Origin of the sequence: Thermogemmatispora sp., assembly GCF_042408735.1 — a bacterium.
Lineage (GTDB): Bacteria > Chloroflexota > Ktedonobacteria > Ktedonobacterales > Ktedonobacteraceae > Thermogemmatispora.
In genome coordinates, this window is sequence record NZ_JBHOQV010000048.1 from 21,887 (window position 1) to 39,947 (window position 18,061).

At 62.4% G+C, this 18,061-nt stretch carries 12 protein-coding genes and 1 tRNA gene; 5 read left to right on the forward strand and 8 right to left on the reverse strand.

Annotated elements, in window-relative coordinates; translation table 11 throughout:
* Nucleotides 1-54: 54 nt before the first annotated feature.
* Both cydC and cydD read right to left on the reverse strand, forming a co-directional pair.
* Nucleotides 55-1,830, reverse strand: coding sequence for a thiol reductant ABC exporter subunit CydC (gene cydC, locus ACFMO7_RS03345; protein WP_376794117.1), 1,776 nt, complete (start codon nucleotides 1,828-1,830; stop codon nucleotides 55-57).
* Nucleotides 1,827-3,590: a thiol reductant ABC exporter subunit CydD gene (gene cydD / locus ACFMO7_RS03350; RefSeq protein WP_376794118.1), complete on the reverse strand. Its 1,764-nt coding sequence runs from the start codon at nucleotides 3,588-3,590 to the stop codon at nucleotides 1,827-1,829. Before cydD ends, cydC begins: the two co-directional genes overlap by 4 nt.
* A gap of 570 nt (nucleotides 3,591-4,160) precedes the next feature.
* On the opposite strand from cydD, the gene ACFMO7_RS03355 reads away from it, so the two are divergent.
* A tRNA-Asn gene (locus ACFMO7_RS03355) sits at nucleotides 4,161-4,232 on the forward strand.
* 139 nt (nucleotides 4,233-4,371) lie between these two features.
* Here the strand turns inward: ACFMO7_RS03355 and ACFMO7_RS03360 are convergent.
* The 3 genes from ACFMO7_RS03360 to ACFMO7_RS03370 form a co-directional block, all read right to left on the reverse strand.
* The gene (locus ACFMO7_RS03360) at nucleotides 4,372-5,247 is read right to left on the reverse strand and encodes a GntR family transcriptional regulator (RefSeq protein WP_376794119.1); all 876 of its coding nucleotides are present in this window, start codon (nucleotides 5,245-5,247) and stop codon (nucleotides 4,372-4,374) included.
* Nucleotides 5,248-6,236: 989 nt separating this feature from the next.
* Nucleotides 6,237-6,647: a DUF302 domain-containing protein gene (locus tag ACFMO7_RS03365; RefSeq protein WP_376794120.1), complete on the reverse strand. Its 411-nt coding sequence runs from the start codon at nucleotides 6,645-6,647 to the stop codon at nucleotides 6,237-6,239.
* A 195-nt stretch (nucleotides 6,648-6,842) separates the two neighbouring features.
* Entirely contained in the window at nucleotides 6,843-7,337 is a 495-nt protein-coding gene (locus ACFMO7_RS03370; RefSeq protein ID WP_376794121.1) for an ArsR/SmtB family transcription factor, read from the reverse strand.
* Nucleotides 7,338-7,510: 173 nt separating this feature from the next.
* On the opposite strand from ACFMO7_RS03370, the gene ACFMO7_RS03375 reads away from it, so the two are divergent.
* The 4 genes from ACFMO7_RS03375 (at nucleotide 7,511) to ACFMO7_RS03390 (ending at nucleotide 14,249) form a co-directional block, all read left to right on the forward strand.
* Nucleotides 7,511-7,864, forward strand: coding sequence for a rhodanese-like domain-containing protein (locus ACFMO7_RS03375; protein ID WP_376794122.1), 354 nt, complete (start codon nucleotides 7,511-7,513; stop codon nucleotides 7,862-7,864).
* Between the two features lie 256 nt (nucleotides 7,865-8,120).
* Nucleotides 8,121-9,560: a rhodanese-like domain-containing protein gene (locus ACFMO7_RS03380; RefSeq protein ID WP_376794123.1), complete on the forward strand. Its 1,440-nt coding sequence runs from the start codon at nucleotides 8,121-8,123 to the stop codon at nucleotides 9,558-9,560.
* Nucleotides 9,561-9,845: 285 nt separating this feature from the next.
* Nucleotides 9,846-10,559: a thioredoxin family protein gene (locus ACFMO7_RS03385; protein ID WP_376794124.1), complete on the forward strand. Its 714-nt coding sequence runs from the start codon at nucleotides 9,846-9,848 to the stop codon at nucleotides 10,557-10,559.
* 954 nt (nucleotides 10,560-11,513) lie between these two features.
* A complete protein-coding gene (locus ACFMO7_RS03390) occupies nucleotides 11,514-14,249 on the forward strand; it encodes a valine--tRNA ligase (RefSeq protein WP_376794125.1) in 2,736 nt (911 codons plus the stop codon).
* Nucleotides 14,250-14,547: 298 nt separating this feature from the next.
* On the opposite strand, the gene ACFMO7_RS03395 is transcribed toward ACFMO7_RS03390, so the two are convergent.
* From ACFMO7_RS03395 to ACFMO7_RS03405, 3 genes are all read right to left on the reverse strand, one after another.
* Complete coding sequence (locus ACFMO7_RS03395; protein WP_376794126.1) at nucleotides 14,548-15,756, reverse strand: exo-alpha-sialidase; 1,209 nt, start codon at nucleotides 15,754-15,756, stop codon at nucleotides 14,548-14,550.
* A gap of 193 nt (nucleotides 15,757-15,949) precedes the next feature.
* Nucleotides 15,950-16,744, reverse strand: a complete 795-nt coding sequence (gene map / locus ACFMO7_RS03400; protein ID WP_376794127.1) for a type I methionyl aminopeptidase — start codon at nucleotides 16,742-16,744, stop codon at nucleotides 15,950-15,952.
* Between the two features lie 290 nt (nucleotides 16,745-17,034).
* The gene (locus tag ACFMO7_RS03405; protein WP_376794128.1) at nucleotides 17,035-17,670 is read right to left on the reverse strand and encodes a GtrA family protein; all 636 of its coding nucleotides are present in this window, start codon (nucleotides 17,668-17,670) and stop codon (nucleotides 17,035-17,037) included.
* Nucleotides 17,671-18,061 lie beyond the last annotated feature (391 nt).

An 18,061-nucleotide genomic window follows, 5' to 3' on the forward strand; every position in this document is an offset into this window, starting at 1 on the left:
ATGGGCCATCGCTCCTCTCTATCCGCCGGCGGGGCGGGCAGAGCACTGACTGGCTCAGGCAACAGGAAGCAGGGCGTTCTGCACTTCCCACAAACGTCGATAGAGGCCGCCGTTCGCCAGCAGCTGCTCGTGTCTGCCTCGCTCGACAATGCGTCCTCTATCTACTACAAGAATCTCATCCATACGCTCCATGTGCAGGAGGCGATGGGTCACGAGCAGCGTTGTGCGGCCTCGCATCAAGCTGTCCAGTGCTTCAAGCAGCGCCTGCTCGGTAAGACGGTCCAGATTCGCGGTAACCTCATCCAGCAAGAGGATCGGCGCATCCTTGAGCAGGGCGCGGGCAATGGCCAGACGCTGGCGCTCGCCGCCCGAGAGCTTGAGGCCCTGCTCACCGACCCAGGTATCGAGGCCAGCCGGGAGCTGACGCACGAAGTCGTCGAGCTGGGCTAGCTCGAGGGCCTGCCAGAGCTGCTCATCCGTGGCCCAGGGAGCGGCCAGGCGGAGATTGCCGCGAATGGTGTCGTTGAAAAGATAGGTATCCTGCGTTACGACGCCCATCAGGCTGCGTAGATCGGCCAGCGAGAAAGAGCGAATGTCTTGTCCCGCGAGCAGGATGCGCCCGGCTTCCGGGTCCCAGAAGCGCAGGGCCAGCCGGAGCAAGGTACTTTTGCCAGCGCCGCTCGGGCCGACGATCGCCACCCGTCCCCCGGGGGGAACGCGGAAGGAGATGTCTGCCAGGGTCACCTGCTGACCTTCCTCTTCTCCTTCGTAGCGGAAGGTGACGTTCTCAAAAGCCAGCTCCAGCGATCTGGCGGATGGCAAGGGCGCGGGCTGCGGCGGGTCGCTCACGGCGGGCGGAGCATCGATAATGCCGAAGAGGCGCTCGCCAGCGGCCAGCGAGTGACCGAGTTGTCCGAAGGCTTGCGCCAGCGGAGTAATGGCCTCGAAGGCTGCCAGCACAAGCATGGCCAGGAAGCCCAGATAGACGCTGTTGATCTGCATGCTGGCTGCCAGAGGAATGGCCAGCAGCAAGACAGTCCAGACAGCCAGGCCCGTGAGCAACTCCTGTAGCCCCTCTTGGAGGCCGCCCGCCGCCGCCAGACGGCGCTGGAGACGATCGAGCCGCTCCTCCCAGGCCGCCAGCTCAGCGCGTCGGGGGGCAGCCTGTCCATAGGCCAGCAGATCAACCATCCCTTGCAGGCTCTCGACCACCTGCCCGTTTACCTTGCCGCGCAGAGCGAGCTGCTCCCGCCCCAGGCCGCGCGTGAGGCGCAGGGCCAGCAGGGGTAGCCCCAGACCCGTGAACAGCAGGAAGCAAGCAGTCGCCAGGGCCAGGACCGTGTTGAAAATTGCCAGGAGCCAGCAGGTAGCGACAATCACCAGGGCCGCTACCAGGACCGGCGCCACTACGCGCAGGTAGAGATTCTGCAGCTCGTCGACATCAGAGACCAGACGCGCCAGCAGGTCGCCGCTGCGCAGGCGGAAGAGGCGCGCCGGCGCCAACGGCGCCAGTCGTCGGTAGACCGCCACTCTCACGTGGGCCAGCAGGCGGAAGGTCACGTTGTGCGAGAGCAGGCGTTCGCCGTAACGGGTGGCGGCTCGCACCAGACCCATTAAGCGCACGATCGTGATCGGGATGCTGAGCAGGACGATCATGGTCACGATGGCCGCCCCGGCGATCAGGTAGGAGGCCATGCTCAATAGCAGCATGTTGGCCAGGATCATGACCCCACCCAGGATGACCGTCACGGCAACCTGCCACGTAAAGGGACGGAGAAAGGCCAACAGACGCCAGGCCGTTCTGAGCGTTGATGACGACTTGCCAGTCATCGCTGCTCGGCCTCCTTTCCAGACAAGACCTCCGCCGCGCTCGCTCGGCCTCCCATCAAGCGCGCGTAGGCGCTGGTGGGCCGCTGCAGCAGGCTGGCAGGCTCCCCAGCCTCGACCAGTCGCCCATCCTCGAGCACAAGCACGCGGTCGGCGGCGGCCACAGTATTGATGCGATGGGCGATGACGAGCAGGGTGCAGGTGCGGCGCAGGCGGGCTAGAGCTTCGCTCAAGAGGGCCTCGCTCTCTGGATCAAGGCTAGAGGTCGGCTCGTCAAGGATCAGCAGTGGCGCCTGCTTCAAGAAGGCCCTTGCCAGCGCCAGGCGCTGGAGCTGGCCGGCGCTCAGCCGCAGCCCCCTCTCCCCTACCTCGGTGTCATAGCCCTCGGGCAGCTCCCGAATGAAGTCCGCAGCTCCCGCCAGCTCGGCAGCGCGCTCTATCTCGCTGTCGCTGGCCCCAGGCCGCGCCAGGCGAATATTTTGGCGCACCGTGCCGCTGAAGAGCGCCGGTTGCTGCGGTACCAGGGCCACATACTCGCGCCAGAGGTCGCTCGGGAGCCGATCCAGCGGCAGCCCATTGACCAGAATCGCCCCGCTCTCGGCCTCCATGAAGCGCATGAGCAGGTTCACCAGCGTGCTCTTGCCAGAACCGCTGCGTCCGACGAGGGCCGTGCAAGAGCCAGCCGGCAGAGTAAAGGTCACATTCTGCAGGGCTGGTCGCTCCCTTTCCCCATAGCGGCAGCTCACCTGCTCAAAGGCAATGGTTAAAGGAGCGATGGGCCGCTGCGACGGCTCCTGCTCGGGTTCGCGCACGGCTGGCCTGGCGTCGAGCACCTCTCGCATGCGCCCGGCAGCTACACGCCCTTCGAGACCGGCATGGTACTGGGTTCCCAGCTCGCGCAACGGACGGTAGAACTCAGGCACGAGCAATAAGACAAGAAAAGCCTGTTCGAATGGTATTTCACGATTGATGAGACGGACGCCCAGGAAGACTGCAATGAGGCCAATGGCCAGCATGGTCATGAATTCCAGGACGGCCCCCGAGAGAAAGGCGTAGCGGAGTACCTTAAGGGTACGACGGCGATATTCTTCGCTCAGGCGCGCCACACGCGCCTCCTGGGAGCCGCTGCGTCCGAAGAGGTGTAGGGTCACCAGCCCCTGGATGGTATCAAGAAAGTGGGCGCTCAGGCGCGCGAGCGTTGTCCACTGACGCTGAATATGCTTCTGGGAGTAGCTACCAACGGCGATCATCAGCACCGGAATAATGGGGCCGGTGATCAGCAACAATACGGCACTCAGATGATCAAGCGGCCAGATGATGGCAAGCAGCAGCAGCGGGATTGCCACGCTCCAGACGGTCTGCGGAAGGTAGCGCGTCACAAAGGTCTCCAGGCGCTCGCAACCCTCGTTGAGCAGGGTGACCAGCTCACCGCTGCGCTCTCCACGTACAAAGAGTGGACCAAGCTGCAGCAGGTGTGCGAAGAGACGACGTCGCATCTCGCTCTTGACCCGGCTGCCAGCTCGCCGCGCGCTGTACTCTCGCAGCCCGACCAGGCTGGCACGCAGGCAGATGATGGCCAGCAAGGCCCCGAGGGCCGGACCAACCTGCCAGAGACCAGCATGGCCCAGGAACACCTGGGCGACAATCTTGCTCAGCAGGGCCATTTGCCCAACGGTTGCCAACAGCGCTAGCAGGCCGACCAGCACACTGAGCGCCAGCGGCCAGCGCGCCGAGCGGCAGTAGCGCAGAATGTCCTTCTCCATCGCCTTCCTCTTGGCAGAAGCTGCCATCTCATCTCTCGGAACTCTCGGAACTCTCAGACACGCTTTCGACACACTATACTCTAGCGTAAGACCGGGCCACTGCAATCGGGGAAGAACCTGAACTTTTTTGCGGCGAATACCGTATTCAGTACGTCCTGAGAAATAGTAGAACACCTGAGTGGCGAAGTTGCAACGCCGCCCGCCTACGGGAAAGGCTCGCAGGCCTTTTTGTGAGACGATCGTAAGAGCAGATCAGCAGGAGAGAAGCGGCCTCTCAGCACCATCCAGCGGCTGGGAGCCTTAAATCGGCGCCCTTTCGAAATTGACAGACGGCCTCGCCTTGGTCTCCACCCAGATCGTTCCTCTCCCTGGCGCCAGGCCCTGCCTGGACCTCGCCGGCCCGGCCAGGCACCAGACCGCCACGGGTCACTCACAGGGCGCCAGTTTCCTGATCGATAGCACCCCAGGCTCGAACGGCTTCAGCCAGGTCCTCCCAATCCAGAAAAAGGGTGTTGACTAATGCCGCCGTCCGCGTTATAATAAAGTCGCAAGCCGTTGTGAGAACCGCATTCCTCGATAGCTCAACGGTAGAGCAACCGGCTGTTAACCGGTGGGTTGCAGGTTCGAATCCTGCTCGAGGAGCTTCGCAAAAGAGAGCCACAGAAGTCAATGCTTCTGTGGCTCTTTCGCTTTGCTGGGAGGTTGCCCAGCACTCGCCTGGGGCAATCGCTGCCCTGAGCCTCCTTCCTGCTCTCGCTGGAGGAGAAACTGGCGCAACTAATCAGCCGACAGGAGGCTCGACGGGACCGGCGGAACCGCTGCGCTGGTCATCGTCCTGGACCGCTGTCTGTGTAAGGCCAGCCTCGGCGAAAATCGGGCGCAGCTCACTGATGGTCGGTGGCCGACTGCCCGCGCCGCTACGGCGCTGCAGGCAAAGCCGATAGCTCACACGATCGGGCCGATAGTAGCGTTCCTGTATATAGACAGGCGCGTTGCCTCCTGTACAGGAGAGGCGCCGGATCAGCAGCAGGGCCGTCCCCACCGATACCTCGAGCAGACGGGCCTGCTCGACGCTCGCATTGGTAGCCGTGATCTCAAACGTTCCCCCCTCAATAGGGATGCCGTAGCGCGATTCCAGCAGATGATAGATCGTCTCGCGGTCCAGCTCCTCGGGAGGCAGGAGCACGCCGAAGCGCATCGGCAGCCAGGTGACATCAAAAGCAATGGGCCGTCCATTGGCCAGGCGCAGGCGCTCAAGGCGCATGACCTCCTCGCCCTCGCGCAGACCCAAGGCCGCAGCTACCGCCCGGCTGGCCGCCTCGCGTTGAAAGGCCAGCACGCGCGAAGATGGCTCTAGCCCGGCCAGCTCCATGTCTTCGACAAAATCGGTCAGACGGACCAGGTTCTGCTCGATGCGCTTCTCGGCCACATAGGTACCTTTTCCATGACGCCGCACTACAAGGCCCTCGTCCTCCAATTCGTTGAGAGCCTGGCGCACCGTAATGCGGCTGACTCCGTAGGTCTGCATCAGCTCCTGCTCGGTCGGCAGACGATCGCCAGGATGGTAGACGCCTCGCTCGATCTCGCCACGCAGAATCTGCTTGAGCTGGTGATAGAGGGGCGTCGGTCCAGGCAGCAATTGCTGTGGTGTTGGCATACTCCTCCTCAGCCTGGCCCTGTTTGCTTCTATTCGCTTCCGCAGCTATGGTCATGACGATATGTTCACTGTATCGGCCCAGGAGGCCCCCATCATCCATGCGAGGAGAAACGGGCCTTTCTTTCTTGTTCGGCCTGGGCACAGGGGGACCCTCGCCGATCGACAATCTCTTTCAATCAGGGATCAAGCCCGCGTTTCGGCCTGAGGGCGCCATCAGCTATGATCCCCATGTGATGTCCTTCAAGGCTCTCAATCAGGTCTCCCTGCTGATGGCGCAAGGCCGCGTACCTGGTTTCCTTTCGCAGTGGAGGGTATCAGGAGGCCCGCCCGGAGGCGATAAGAGGACAGGCCGACCTGCTCTACCGCAAGGGGGTATTCTCCCTGGCAGTGACTCTGGAGGTGTTCACTCCAGAGCCAGAGGTCCGCTCCGCCGCTCTTGCCTGGAGACGACCGGGGCACTGTGAACCCCGCCACCGACTTGGAAGGAGAACCCGTTAGCGGCACGGCTATCGAAACAATCCGGCAACGGCTATCCTCCCTTCGGCAATGCCTTCAGAGGCGCGACACCAAGTCCGCAAAAAGACCTCTCAAGAAGCTTTCTGGCCGCGAAACCAGATTCCGCAGGAACATCAATCACGCCACGAACAAGCGCATTTGCGCTTCTTCCTTTCCTACACGGCTGCTCTCACAGGTCTCCCCTTGCGCGTTGCGATCCCCCTCCGCTCCACGCCGCCAACGTGCCCCGCGTGCGGTAACGGAGCACGCGAGAGCGGCAAGAGGCCGTTCCAGCGCTGTCGTGTCAGGTGCGGCTTCTCCCGTAGTGTTGGCCCGAACGCCGCTCGGAATATCTCTAAGGCATCATCAGTCATGAGATCTATTGCATCGGGCCATACCCAGGTGCAAGCTCCCGCGCTTTAGCTGGGGGCTTATAGCTGCGGAACGCTTCCCTTCATTATAGGACACCAGAGCACGTGCGACAAGCCAGGCCACTATGCTGAAGGAACACTGAGTGGAGCAAGAGCAGCCAGGGCACGCTGAAGGCGGGTCCGCGCCTCTTGAGCGATTTGCTCAAGCCGCTCGTTACCGCTGACGGCCAGCATGGCCTGGGGATCGGCGATCTCGACGCGACAGCCATTGGCCACGGAGCGCACGACGACGTTACAGGGGAGCAGAAGCCCGATCTCCGGCTCGATCGCCAGGGCCTGATGGGCCAGATGGGGATTGCAGGCACCTAGAATGACATAGGGGGCTGTCTCCAGCCCCAGCTTGTCGCGCAGGGTGCGTTGCACATCGATTTCTGTCAGGACGCCAAACCCTTCCGCCTTGAGAGCCTCCTTGACGCGCTCGATGGCCTGCTCGCAGGACAAGGCCAGCGTGGTGCCGAAACCATAGGTCGCCATTGCTTTTCTCCCTCCTTCTATCATCTGCTCAGTTGAGATTCGCCAATTCTTCGTCTCTTAGTACTCTAAGCCTGTTTCGCGTTCATAAAACGTTCAGAGAGCAAGGCAGAGAAAGGGGTCCCTCCCTCTCGCCTGGCCGCCAGGCGCTCAGGCGAGGGCGGCGCCCGCCAAGCCCGGGCGCAGTCCCCCCCGGAGCTAGTGCGAGGGCAGCGGTTCAGCTCCCCCCTGCTGCTCAGAAAGCTCTGTCGGGCGGCTCTCGGCTGGCTGGCTCGCCGTTCCAAGCTGAAGGGCTTGCGCCAGGGAGGCGAAACGCTCCTGCACGCCAGCACAGACAATGTCGCACAGCGTCAGGACGCTGGGATCGGCCAGGGCATAGTAAATGCTGGTGCCCGCCTTGCGCCGCCTGACAAGTCCTCCCTGCATGAGGGCCGCCAGATGCTTTGAGACGTTCGGCTGGCTGGCCCCTGTCAGGGCCACCAGCTCACCGACACTGCGCTCGCCCCCCGTGAGAGCCCCCAGCAATTTGAGGCGCAGCGGCTCCCCCAGCAGGCGAAAACGCGCCGCAATCAGCTCAAGCAGCGGATCAGGGAAGCCTCCTTCGTCGCCGCCCTGCTTCCAGGATATCGCCCTCTCTGGATGAGCCTGCCGCTCCTCGCTCTCCTGAACCGGCTGGAGTCTTCTCTCCGTCAAGATGCGCTCCTTTCGCTCTGTGAGTAGTCAGTCGCCAGGGGGCTGAGGTACTGCCCACCACTTGACTTCATGACTATATAGTAATATAATTAGAGAGGAAAGTCAAGGAGGAGGTCGCCCCGCCGAGGGTGGGGGATCTTCCAGCAACGCGAGTGAAAGAGAGAGCAAGGCCGATGTTCGAACGCTTTCTAAGGCGCACAGAAGAGGAGCAGACCATTTCGACCATCGATGTCCGGCAAGCCTGGGAGCGACTGGCTTCTCCAGACAGCGAGGCCGTTTTGATCGACGTGCGCGAGCCGTGGGAATATCGTAGCGGTCACGCGCCACGCGCTATCAATATTCCTCTCGGGCAGCTTCGTGCGCGCCTCAATGAGGTACCGCGCGACCGCGAGGTACTGCTGATCTGCCTGAGTGGTCACCGCAGCGCCCAGGCAGCCAGGCAGCTTCAACGTTTGGGCCTCTCGCGCGTAGCCAATGTCAAAGGCGGGATCGCCCGCTGGCGCCTGCTTGGACTCCCTATCGAATAGGGCCGCGCCGGCCAGGAAGATCGGGCAGTGCCCGGCGAGCCAGGCGCCAGCCGCTTCCGCCCGTTGGGACATTGCCGTCAGCGTTGCCTGTTTTTCAAACCACCGTGAGGTTATATCAACATGACGTGTTAAGATGATATACTAATGTAGGTCAGCCGCTCACGAGGTAGGAGGCAAAGCGAGCGAGCGGCTCAGCCTTGGGCGAGCGCCACCCCCCCGAGGCTGGCAGCAGGTGGGTGGCAGCGAGGTGAGAAGCATGCAGATCGAACAATTCTTCATCGAAGGTCTGGGACACCAGTCCTACTTTGTCAGCGATGGGCGCAGTGGTCAGGCGGCGGTGGTTGATCCGCGCCGCGACGTTGACGTGTACCTGGAAGCGGCGGGGCGCTCGCAGGCGCGCATTACCCACATACTGGAGACGCACATTCACAACGATTACGTCACTGGAGGGCGCGAGTTGGCAGCGCGCACCGGTGCCACCATTGTCGCCAGTGCTGAGGCGCATCTGCTCTACCCTCACCAGCCGGTGCGTGACGGTGAGCGCTTCCGAGTGGGCGAGCTGACCTTCCAGGCCCTGGCCACCCCGGGACACACTCCCGAGCATATGAGCTACCTGGTCTACCAACCGGAGAGCAGCCAGCCCTACGCCCTCTTCAGCGGCGGCAGCATGCTCGTCGGGAGCGCGGGCCGCACCGACCTGCTCGGTCCCGAGCTGACTCTGACCCTGACGCGCCAGCAATATCATTCGCTGCTACGTCTGCTGCAGACGCTACCGGATAGTGTGCTGGTCTATCCAACCCACGGTGCCGGCTCCTTCTGTGTAGCCAGCGCCGTCGGTGGCCGGCGCAGCACCACTATCGGCCAGGAGCGCCTGGCCAATCCCGTGGTGCAGGCCCACGACGAGGCCGACTTTGTGCGCCGTCAGCTTGCCAGCTACACCGCCTATCCGCACTACTACCGCTATATGCACGATATCAATCAGCAGGGGCCGCGCATCTTGGGCCGGCTGCCGGAGCTGCCGCCGCGCTCGCCACAGGAGGTGCAGCGCTGGCTGCAGCAGGGACTGCCGCTCATCGACGGACGCCCCCGCACCGAGTTCGCCCGCGAATATATCCCCGGCTCTCTGAATATCGAGCTGGATAGCTCTTTCGCCACTTACGTCGGTTGGCTGCTCCCCTTCAATACGCCGCTCCTGCTGCTGATCGAGGACGAGGAGGGCCGGCGCGAGGCGGTGGTACAGTTGATCCGCATCGGCTACGAGCAGGCCCAGGGCTACCTGGCGGGCGGCATCGCGGCCTGGAAAGCGGCGGCCCTGCCGACTGGCAGCTTCGAGCGCATCGACATCGATACGCTCCATCGGCGCTGGAAGGGCCAGTCTTCGCTGACTGTCCTGGATGTGCGCCGCGCCGACGAGTGGCGGCAAGGCCATATTCCGGGCGCGCTCCACATGCACATTGGCGATCTTCCGCAGCATCTGGAGAGCCTGCCTCGCCATACGCCTCTGGCCGTCATCTGCCACAGCGGTCACCGGGCCTCAATCGCAGCCAGTATGCTGGCGGCTACAGGGCACGAGGTCGTGGCTGTCGATGGCGGCGTCGCCGACTGGCAGGCCCGCGGCCTGCCGTTGGTCAGTGAGCCAGAGGAGGAGCCGGTCCTGCCAGGGACCGAGGATCTGGCAACTCACGCCCACCCGTGAAGCCTGCCAGCCTCGGCAGCTTTCTCAACAAGAGGAAGCGGACTGCCAGCCAGAGAGAACGGAACAGGCCAGTCCGCTTCCTCTTCTGCCGTTTGGTCAGCCTGGTCAGAGCAGAGCGACTATGGCTGTGCATGCAAGCTTCTTCGGCAGGCGATAGAATGGGTGGGTCCTCTGGCTCCGGGGGAGAAGACCGAGCCGAGCCTTTGGTCCACAGCGCAGGCACAAAGATCGAGAGGAGCAAGAAAACAGTGAATAGAGCAAATGAGCAGAAAGGATGGTGAGATTATGGCTTTGATTGCGGCAGGCGATCGTGAGAAGATTCGCGAGCTGTTCAAGGATCTGGATAGCGAGGTGACGATCACCTACTTCACGCAGCGCGAGTCGCCGCTGCTGATTCCCGGCCACGAATGCCAGTTCTGCAAGGAGACGCGCGAGATCCTGGAAGAGGTGGCCACCCTCTCGGACAAGATCAGCCTTCAGATCAAGGATTTCTACCGCGATGAAGCCGAGGCCAAACAGCGGCAGATTGAGCGCATTCCGGCCTTCATTCTGGAGGGCAGGGCCAGAGGACGCCTGCGCTTCTTTGGTATTCCAGCAGGCTATGAGTTCAGTACGCTGATCGAGGATATCCGCATGCTCTCGCGCGGCGAGACGACGCTCAGCCCCCAGACGTTGCAGCAGCTCCAGTCGCTCCAGCAAGACCTACATATTCAGGTGTTCGTTACACCTACCTGCCCCTACTGTCCCCGCATGGCCCTGCTGGCTCACGAGCTGGCCATTGCCAGCCAGCGCGTGACCGCGGACGTCGTGGAGGTCTCAGAATTCGTCGATCTGGCGCAGCGCTACCGTGTCCAGGGAGTTCCCAAGACTGTGATTAACGACCAGGTCGAGGTGCTGGGCGCAGTGCCAGAGGCGCGCCTCATGCAGCAGATCGTCCAGACCTTTGCCCCCACGGGAACGGCGACAGAGCCTCCTCACTCTCCTCAGCCGCCAGCCTGAGCTGAGACTTGAGGAGCGGCCACTAAGGAGCGCGAAGAAGAGAGCTGATCCGAGCAGACCAGGCGCCGGAGCCGTCCGCAAGTCGATGAGCGCTATCTCCTCCCCGGCCGTTTGTCCATCTGGCTGGCTGGCCGGCCGGCTGCTGGCCCGAGCGGGGCCTGGCCCCCCGCTTGACATCTGCTACATGACCTGCTACACTAAAACCAATCCGAAAAAAGGCGCACTCGATGCGCCATTATAGCCATACAGACGCTGAACAGGAGGAGTAAGCGCTCTGGCCCCGCGCAGAGAGGGAAGATCACCGGCTGCAAGTCTTCCCCGGATGGCAAGCGCTGAAGGTCGCCTGGGAGTCTGGTTCAGATAGCTCGCCGCCCTGCTGGCAGCCGAGAGGCCAGATGTAGAAGGCGGAAGTCAGGAGAGGCGCGAGCCGATGCGGGTGTGCCCGTTAGCGCACTAATGAGGGTCGGTCGTCCTCGGTGAGGGTGAGGGATAAAGGCAGGATAGCGACAGACAGCTACCCCGACCGCGGCTTTGCTGGCTGGAGACAGGGCGGATGAGGAAGAGGACGATTGGCCGAAGCAAGGTGGTACCACGAGTATAAACCCTTCTCGTCCTTGACGGCGGGAAGGGTTTTCTGTTAAAAGCGTTATCCGCCGCCTAACTCCCTGTCCCGGGACAGCGAGCGCCCTGGTTGTGCCAGAGGGAGCCATGGTGAAGCAAAGCAAAGCAAAGCGGGGCAGACCGAGCCAGGCGCCAGTTGTCCCCAGCGGCCCAGTCTGGCTTGAGGCGCCTGGAATGGCGGGACAGGGGCCCGACTCAGGCTGACGGCAAAACTACTATAGATCTATCTACTATCATTCATTGTCGTTATCATCGCCATAGCCTTTATCAGGCCGACAAAAGCAGCGCAGTCAGGTGGTGACAGCGAGTTGAGTCAGCAGCGCAGGAGGGAACATGATTGAACAAGACAGGACAGCCAGCAGCGAGGAGCAAAAGCGGTTGCTTGCCGCTTTACCGAAAGCCTATGACCCCCAGGCGGTCGAGGGAAAATGGTACCGCTTCTGGGAGGAAGGAGGCTACTTTAAGCCGCGCCCGAATGCGCAGCGGCCTCCCTTTGTGATCAGCATGCCTCCCCCCAACGTGACCGGCGTGCTGCACATCGGGCACGCCCTCACGGCGACCATCGAGGACATCATGATCCGCTACCATCGTATGCGGGGCGATGAAACGCTGTGGGTGCCGGGCGAGGATCACGCGGGCATTGCCACGCAGGCGGTGGTTGAACGTGAACTGGCCAAAGAGGGCACCAACCGCCACCAGCTTGGGCGCGGGGCCTTCCTGGAACAAGTCTGGCGATGGGTCTACCACCATCGCCAGCGCATCCAGGACCAGCACCGCCGGCTTGGCGCCTCCTGCGACTGGTCACGGGCCCGCTTCACGCTCGACGAGGGTCTCTCGCGGGCGGTGCGCGAGGTCTTTGTGCGCCTCTACGAGGAGGGCCTGATCTATCGCGGCGAGCGCATCATTAACTGGTGCCCGCGCTGCATGAGCGCCATCTCCGATCTGGAGGTGGAGCACGAGGACACGCCCGGTAAGCTGACCTACGTGCGCTACCCACTGAAGCCCACGGCAGGTAGCAGCTCGGATCAGGCAGAATACATCAGTGTGGCCACAACGCGCCCCGAGACGATCCTCGGCGATACGGCCGTGGCGGTCAACCCGCGCGACGAGCGCTATCGGACCCTGGTGGGGCGCACAGCCATTTTGCCGGTAATCGGACGCGAGATTCCCATCATCGCCGACGAGGCCGTGGAAATGGGCTTTGGCACCGGCGCGGTCAAGGTGACTCCCTTCCACGATCCGACCGACTTCGAGATCGGCCAGCGTCATGCCCTGCCCCGCGTGCAGGTCATCGGCTTCGACGGCAAGATGACTCCCGAGGCCGGCCCCTACGCCGGTCTGGACCGCTTTGAGGCTCGCAAGAAGCTGGTCGAGCAGCTCCAGCAAGAGGGACTGATTGTCAAGATCGAGGACTACACGATCCCCTTGGGCCACTGTCAGCGCTGCAATACAGTGATAGAGCCACTGGTCTCGAAGCAGTGGTTTGTGCGCATGAAGCCGCTGGCGACGCCGGCTCTCAATGCCGTGAAGTACGGCCAGATCCGCATCGTGCCCGAGCGCTTCACGAAAATCTATTGCGATTGGCTGGAGAACATCCACGATTGGACTATCTCGCGTCAGCTCTGGTGGGGCCATCGTATTCCAGTCTGGTACTGCGACGACTGCGGTGAGATGATCGTCAGCCGCGACGATGTGGCGCGCTGTCCCCATTGCGAGAGCGAGCGCCTGCACCAGGATGAGGACGTGCTCGATACCTGGTTCTCGTCCTGGCTATGGCCCTTCAGCACGCTCGGCTGGCCCGAGGATACGCCCGATCTGCGCCGCTACTATCCAACCTCGGTGATGGAGACAGGCTACGATATCATCTTCTTCTGGGTGGCGCGCATGGTGATGGCCGGCATCCATTTCATGGGCACAATCCCCTTCCATACCATCTACCTGCACGGCCTGGTGCGCGACGCCAGGGGCGAGAAGATGAGCAAGTCGAAAAACAACGTCGTCGATCCTATCGAGGTCATGGATCAGTACGGCACCGACGCCCTGCGCTTCACCCTGGCCACCGGCAGCACGCCGGGCAACGATATGAAGCTGGTGCCCGAGCGCATCGTGGGAAATCGCAATTTCGCTAATAAGATCTGGAACGCCTCGCGCTTCGTGCTGACAGCTACGGCAGAGATCCCCGGTGGGGTGCCTCCGCTGGAAGAGGTGCACCCCCGCACCCTGGCCGATCGCTGGATCGTCAGCCGCGCTTCCCAGTTGATCAGCGATGTGACCCAGTTGATCGAGGAGTTCCAACTCGGCGAGGCCGGGCGCCGCATCCACGAGTTCTTCTGGACAGAGTACTGCGACTGGTACGTGGAGATCGCTAAGGTTCAGCTCCAGAGCGACTCCCAGGCTCGTGAGACGACGGCTGCTATCCTGCGATCCGTGCTCGATACCTCGCTGCGTCTGCTCCATCCCTTCATGCCCTTTGTGACAGAAGAGGTGTGGCAGCACCTTTACCGCTTCAACGAGCCGGATAGGGGACGCTGGCCGGCTTCAGCCCTGATCGTGGCCCCCTGGCCCCAAGCCCTGCCGGCCGCCAAAGACGCGGAGGCCGAGGAGGACTTCGCTCTGCTGCAGGAGTTAATCACGCGCATTCGCGACGCGCGCAACCAGCTCGGCGTGGAGCCGGGGCGCCGTATCCAGGTCCTGCTGGCCGCTGGCCCGAAGCTCGCTCTTCTTAGCGAGCAGGCCCCTCTGATCGAGTTCCTGGCACGCACGGAGAGGCCGCGCTTCTACGAGCGCCTGGAGCCAAAACCCCAGGGTGCTATGGGTCTGCTGGCCGGAGCTGTGGAGGTCTACCTGCCCCTGGCCGGAATGTTCGACGTGGAGAAGGAGCTGGCGCGCCTCGATAAAGAGATCGCCCGCACAGAGCAGGAGATCGCCCGTTTCCAGGCCCGCCTGGCAAACGAGGACTTCGTGAAGCGGGCCAGGCCCGAGGTGGTGGAACGCGAGCGCGAGCGCCTCAGCGAGCAGGAGGAGCGACTGGCCAAGCTGCGCGAGCGGCGTGCGGCTCTGGGCAGCTAACAGCAGGCGCCTGGCCAGGAGAAGGCCCGGCCAGGCCAGACTGGGCCGGCCAGGATTGCGCGAGCCGCACCGGCCCGGGCAAGCGAGCAGACAGGTACTCCCATGTTCCTCCTTTTTCGCGCGCACAGGCAGGGAGCGGCTCATCGCAGCGAGCGATGGGCCGCTCCTTTTCCAGACACGCCACCGACAAGGAGAGAAGCTATCTACCCTTCTTTTCTTGTCTTGCTGGTCTTTCTGGCCGCGGATACCCAAACAGTCAGCCAGCCAGCTAGCCAGCCGTACAGCCTGTCACTCAGATCTAGCCAAGCTGCTGCCAGCTTTGGCCACCGTCGCTCGTCTTCAGAATGCGAGTTGTGGCCGGCGGCGCCAGGCACAAAGCCCAGCCGGTGCTGGCTGTGAGGAAATCCAGTTGAATGACGTCGCTAAAGGGACCAGTGGGTAGCTGCTGGCTCCAGTGCTGCCCCCCGTCGCGCGTCACGTAGAGCGTTGTGCGGTCGGTCGCATAGCCGACACTGGCCGAGACAAAGGACCAGGCGATGACCGAGGCCGGCAGGGCCGCCCCGTAGTGCCAGGTCTGGCCACCATCACGGGTGATATAGAAATAGAGGCTGGCCTTCCCGGCGGCATAGATATTGACAGGTAAGAGGCCATCGCGCCTGGAGAAGAAGCGCGGCGGCAGGGTGGCGATCTGGGCTTTCTCGCTGCCAATGGGCAGGGGCAGAGACTGTGCCTTCCAGCTCTGGCCCCCGTCGTGCGTGACATAGAGCCAGGCGCGACTAAGGCCCGGCTCGCTGCCAGTGGCCCAGCCGGTGGTCGTGTCGATAAAGGCCAGGCCAGACTTACTGCCACTGTAGGGAAGGGTCGCCGCCCCCTGAGCTGTCTGTGAACGCGCCGCGGAGACCTGCATAACGCGCTGCCAGTGGTCGCCACCATCGCTGGTGCGCCAGATGGCCACGGCCTCAGCATTGGTAGCAATGCCCAGATTGACCAGCAGCCAGCCGTGGAGAGCATCGACAAAGGTCAGCTGCACAACGCCGATACCGGGCGCGGGCACTTCGCTGCGTTGCCAGCTCCGGCCCCCATCGCTGGTATGGTAAATGGGAGTCGTGGCTCCATTTTGGAAGATCAGGGCCACCCAGGCGGTTTGAGCATTCAGATAAGCAGTGACAATGCGCTCTATGGGTTGCCGGGGAGCCGAGCCAGCCGGAGGCTGAGGCGTGACATCTTGCCAGTGCGCACCACCATCTGTGGTGCGCAAGATGGAGCGCTGCGTCGAGGCCCAACCATGTAGCTCATCCGCCATCAGCAGGGCCTGCATCTGCTGAGCCGCCGCACTCAGCGCCGGCGAGGTCGGAGAGGGCGGTGGCACGTTCCCCCAGGGTGCACAGCCACTGCTCAAAGCCAGAAAGCAAAAAGCCGCCACCAGCAGCCGCCTTAGAGCAAACAGGGACTTCTGCCGGCCTGGCTGTTGCTGAGCATCGCAATATGCCGCTGCTGCTTTCCGCATAGAGCAGACCTTTCTCCTTGCGCTTGCTCGCCAACAGGCAAGGGATCCATAGCCCATGAACTGCTTTAGCAAGGTACTGCTTGCCCTCACTTTATTGGTCGAAGAAAGAAAGAAAAGGAAGAAGAAGCAGGAAGATCGCCAGGCCCTATAGCCAGGACAATACCAGACAAGACGAGACGAGAGAACAGGGCAATCAGCCCCAGACGAGGCCGCCGCTTCCCGTGGTGAGAACCTGGGGGCCATCCTCGGTCAGGGCAATGGTATGCTCGAAATGCGCGCTGAGCGAGCCGTCGGCTGTAACGATTGTCCAGTGGTCGGGCAGAAGGCGAATCTCCTTGCCGCCCATGCCTACCATCGGCTCAACAGCGATAACCAGGCCAGGTCGCAGGGGAAAATCCATCCCGCGATGGTAAAAGTTGGGCACCTGCGGCGGCTCCCACATTTCCCGTCCGATGCCATGCCCGATGAGCTGCTCAAAGATCGTGAAGCCGGCCTGGCGGATCGCCTGCTCCATGGCTTGCGCCACCTCGGCCCAGCGCGATTTACGCCCAAGCAGCTCGATCGCCAGATGGAGAGCACCTTCGGTGACCTGTAGCAATCGCCTGGCACGCGCATCGATTTGCCCAACGGCATGGGTGACCGCGGCATCGCCGCACCAGCCATCGAGGCGACAGCCAATATCGATGCTCACCAGATCACCCTCCTGAAGACGACGCTTGCCTGGAATGCCATGGACGATCTGCTCGTTGAGCGAGATGCAAGTAGCCGCCGGATAGGGGACCGGTCCAGGCACACCTTTGAAGAGCGGGGCCGCCCCCTGCTCGGCCAGAAAGGTTTCGACAGCCTCGTTGATCTCGGCTGTGCTCACCCCCGGTTTGACAAGCGAGGCCGCCACCTGATGGGCGCGCCAGACAATCTCTCCTGCCGCTCGCATGGCCTCAATCTCGGCACGCGACTTTAGCCGATAGGTCACTCCCTTGCTGCTCATGGCTTTTGCTCACTCATTCCCAGCGATCTTCAGTCAGACACCCGCCGCAGAGAGCCTTTCAGCCCGCCCCGGCTCGATCCAGCAAGTGGGCGGGGCCAGGACTCGAGGCCGTCTGGTCCGACCGTCCGATCCTCTGTTGCCGATACCCTCTGCCAGACACCTATGCCTTTTTTCTTTTTGTCTTATTGTCTTACCCGTCCTCTCTCCAGGCGGCCCTCGCTTCCCAGTCCCCATGCTCCGGGCCTGCCTCTGCTGCCTGCTTACCGTCGGCGAGCAGCCTGGCCCTGACCTCAATGGGCCGCCTTCACTCCCCCATAGGTAAAGATGTGGTGAAAGGAGAAGTTATAGATCAACACCAGGAAAATAGCGATGGCCTGCGACAGGAGCGCGGGCACATGCGCCAGGCTGGTCAGGCTCAGCTCGATGCAGAAGTTCAACAGGCTCCCAACAATGGCCGTGAGGTGAAAGCGACAGCAGCGCTGCCACCACGAGCGTTGGTGACCTGGGAGATGGCGAAAGGTAAAGTAATCGTTGGCCAGAAAATTGGCAACGATCGAGATTTCAGCGGCAGAGATATTAGCAATGGCATTGTGCAGCGTACTATTGACCGGTATAGCCATGCGATAGAAGACGATATAGAAAACGAGCATATTGACAACAGCAGCTGCTCCCCCAATGAAGAGGTAGGTGAAGAGCCGCTGAAACCAGCCGGCCTTGCCATCGGTGAGATCATCGACGAGATCCAGGAGGCGGTTCACGGGCGCCAGCGGGGTTGGCTGGTAACTCGGCAGACCGGGAGCCGAGCCTTGAAGGGCGGTCCCGGCGCTACTGGCCGAGACTGCTGGCTGTGGCTGTGTGCTATGTTCAACCAGAGCAATCAAATCCAGTAGGTCGTCCTGACGATCTTGCGCGATAGTATTCTTCATGCGTTCTCCGTGCCTACAATGGCCAGTCAGAATTGTTACATTGGCACAAGCGAGTGAGAGAGCGCCAAAGTAACAGCCCCGTTTCCATCCAGGGATGTTAGTACCAGACTGGTCCTGAGCTGGCCGGCCAGCCCTGAGCGGTAAGTCGCTGAGGAGCGGGGCCAGTCTGACCTCTCCCTCCCCCTCAAGCCAGCTCCAGAGTCCTGACCCTGGCTCGCTTTGGAGCGAGCATGAGCCGGCTGGCTTGCCGATCTAGCGGCCTGGACTGGGTGGCTGAGGTTCTCTTTTTCAGCATAGGTAGCGTATCTAATGATGAGCAGCAATCTGGCCCCTTCCGCAGGATTACGGTGGACAGGCGAGGAGAGAATAGGCTTAACTACTGGCAGACTGG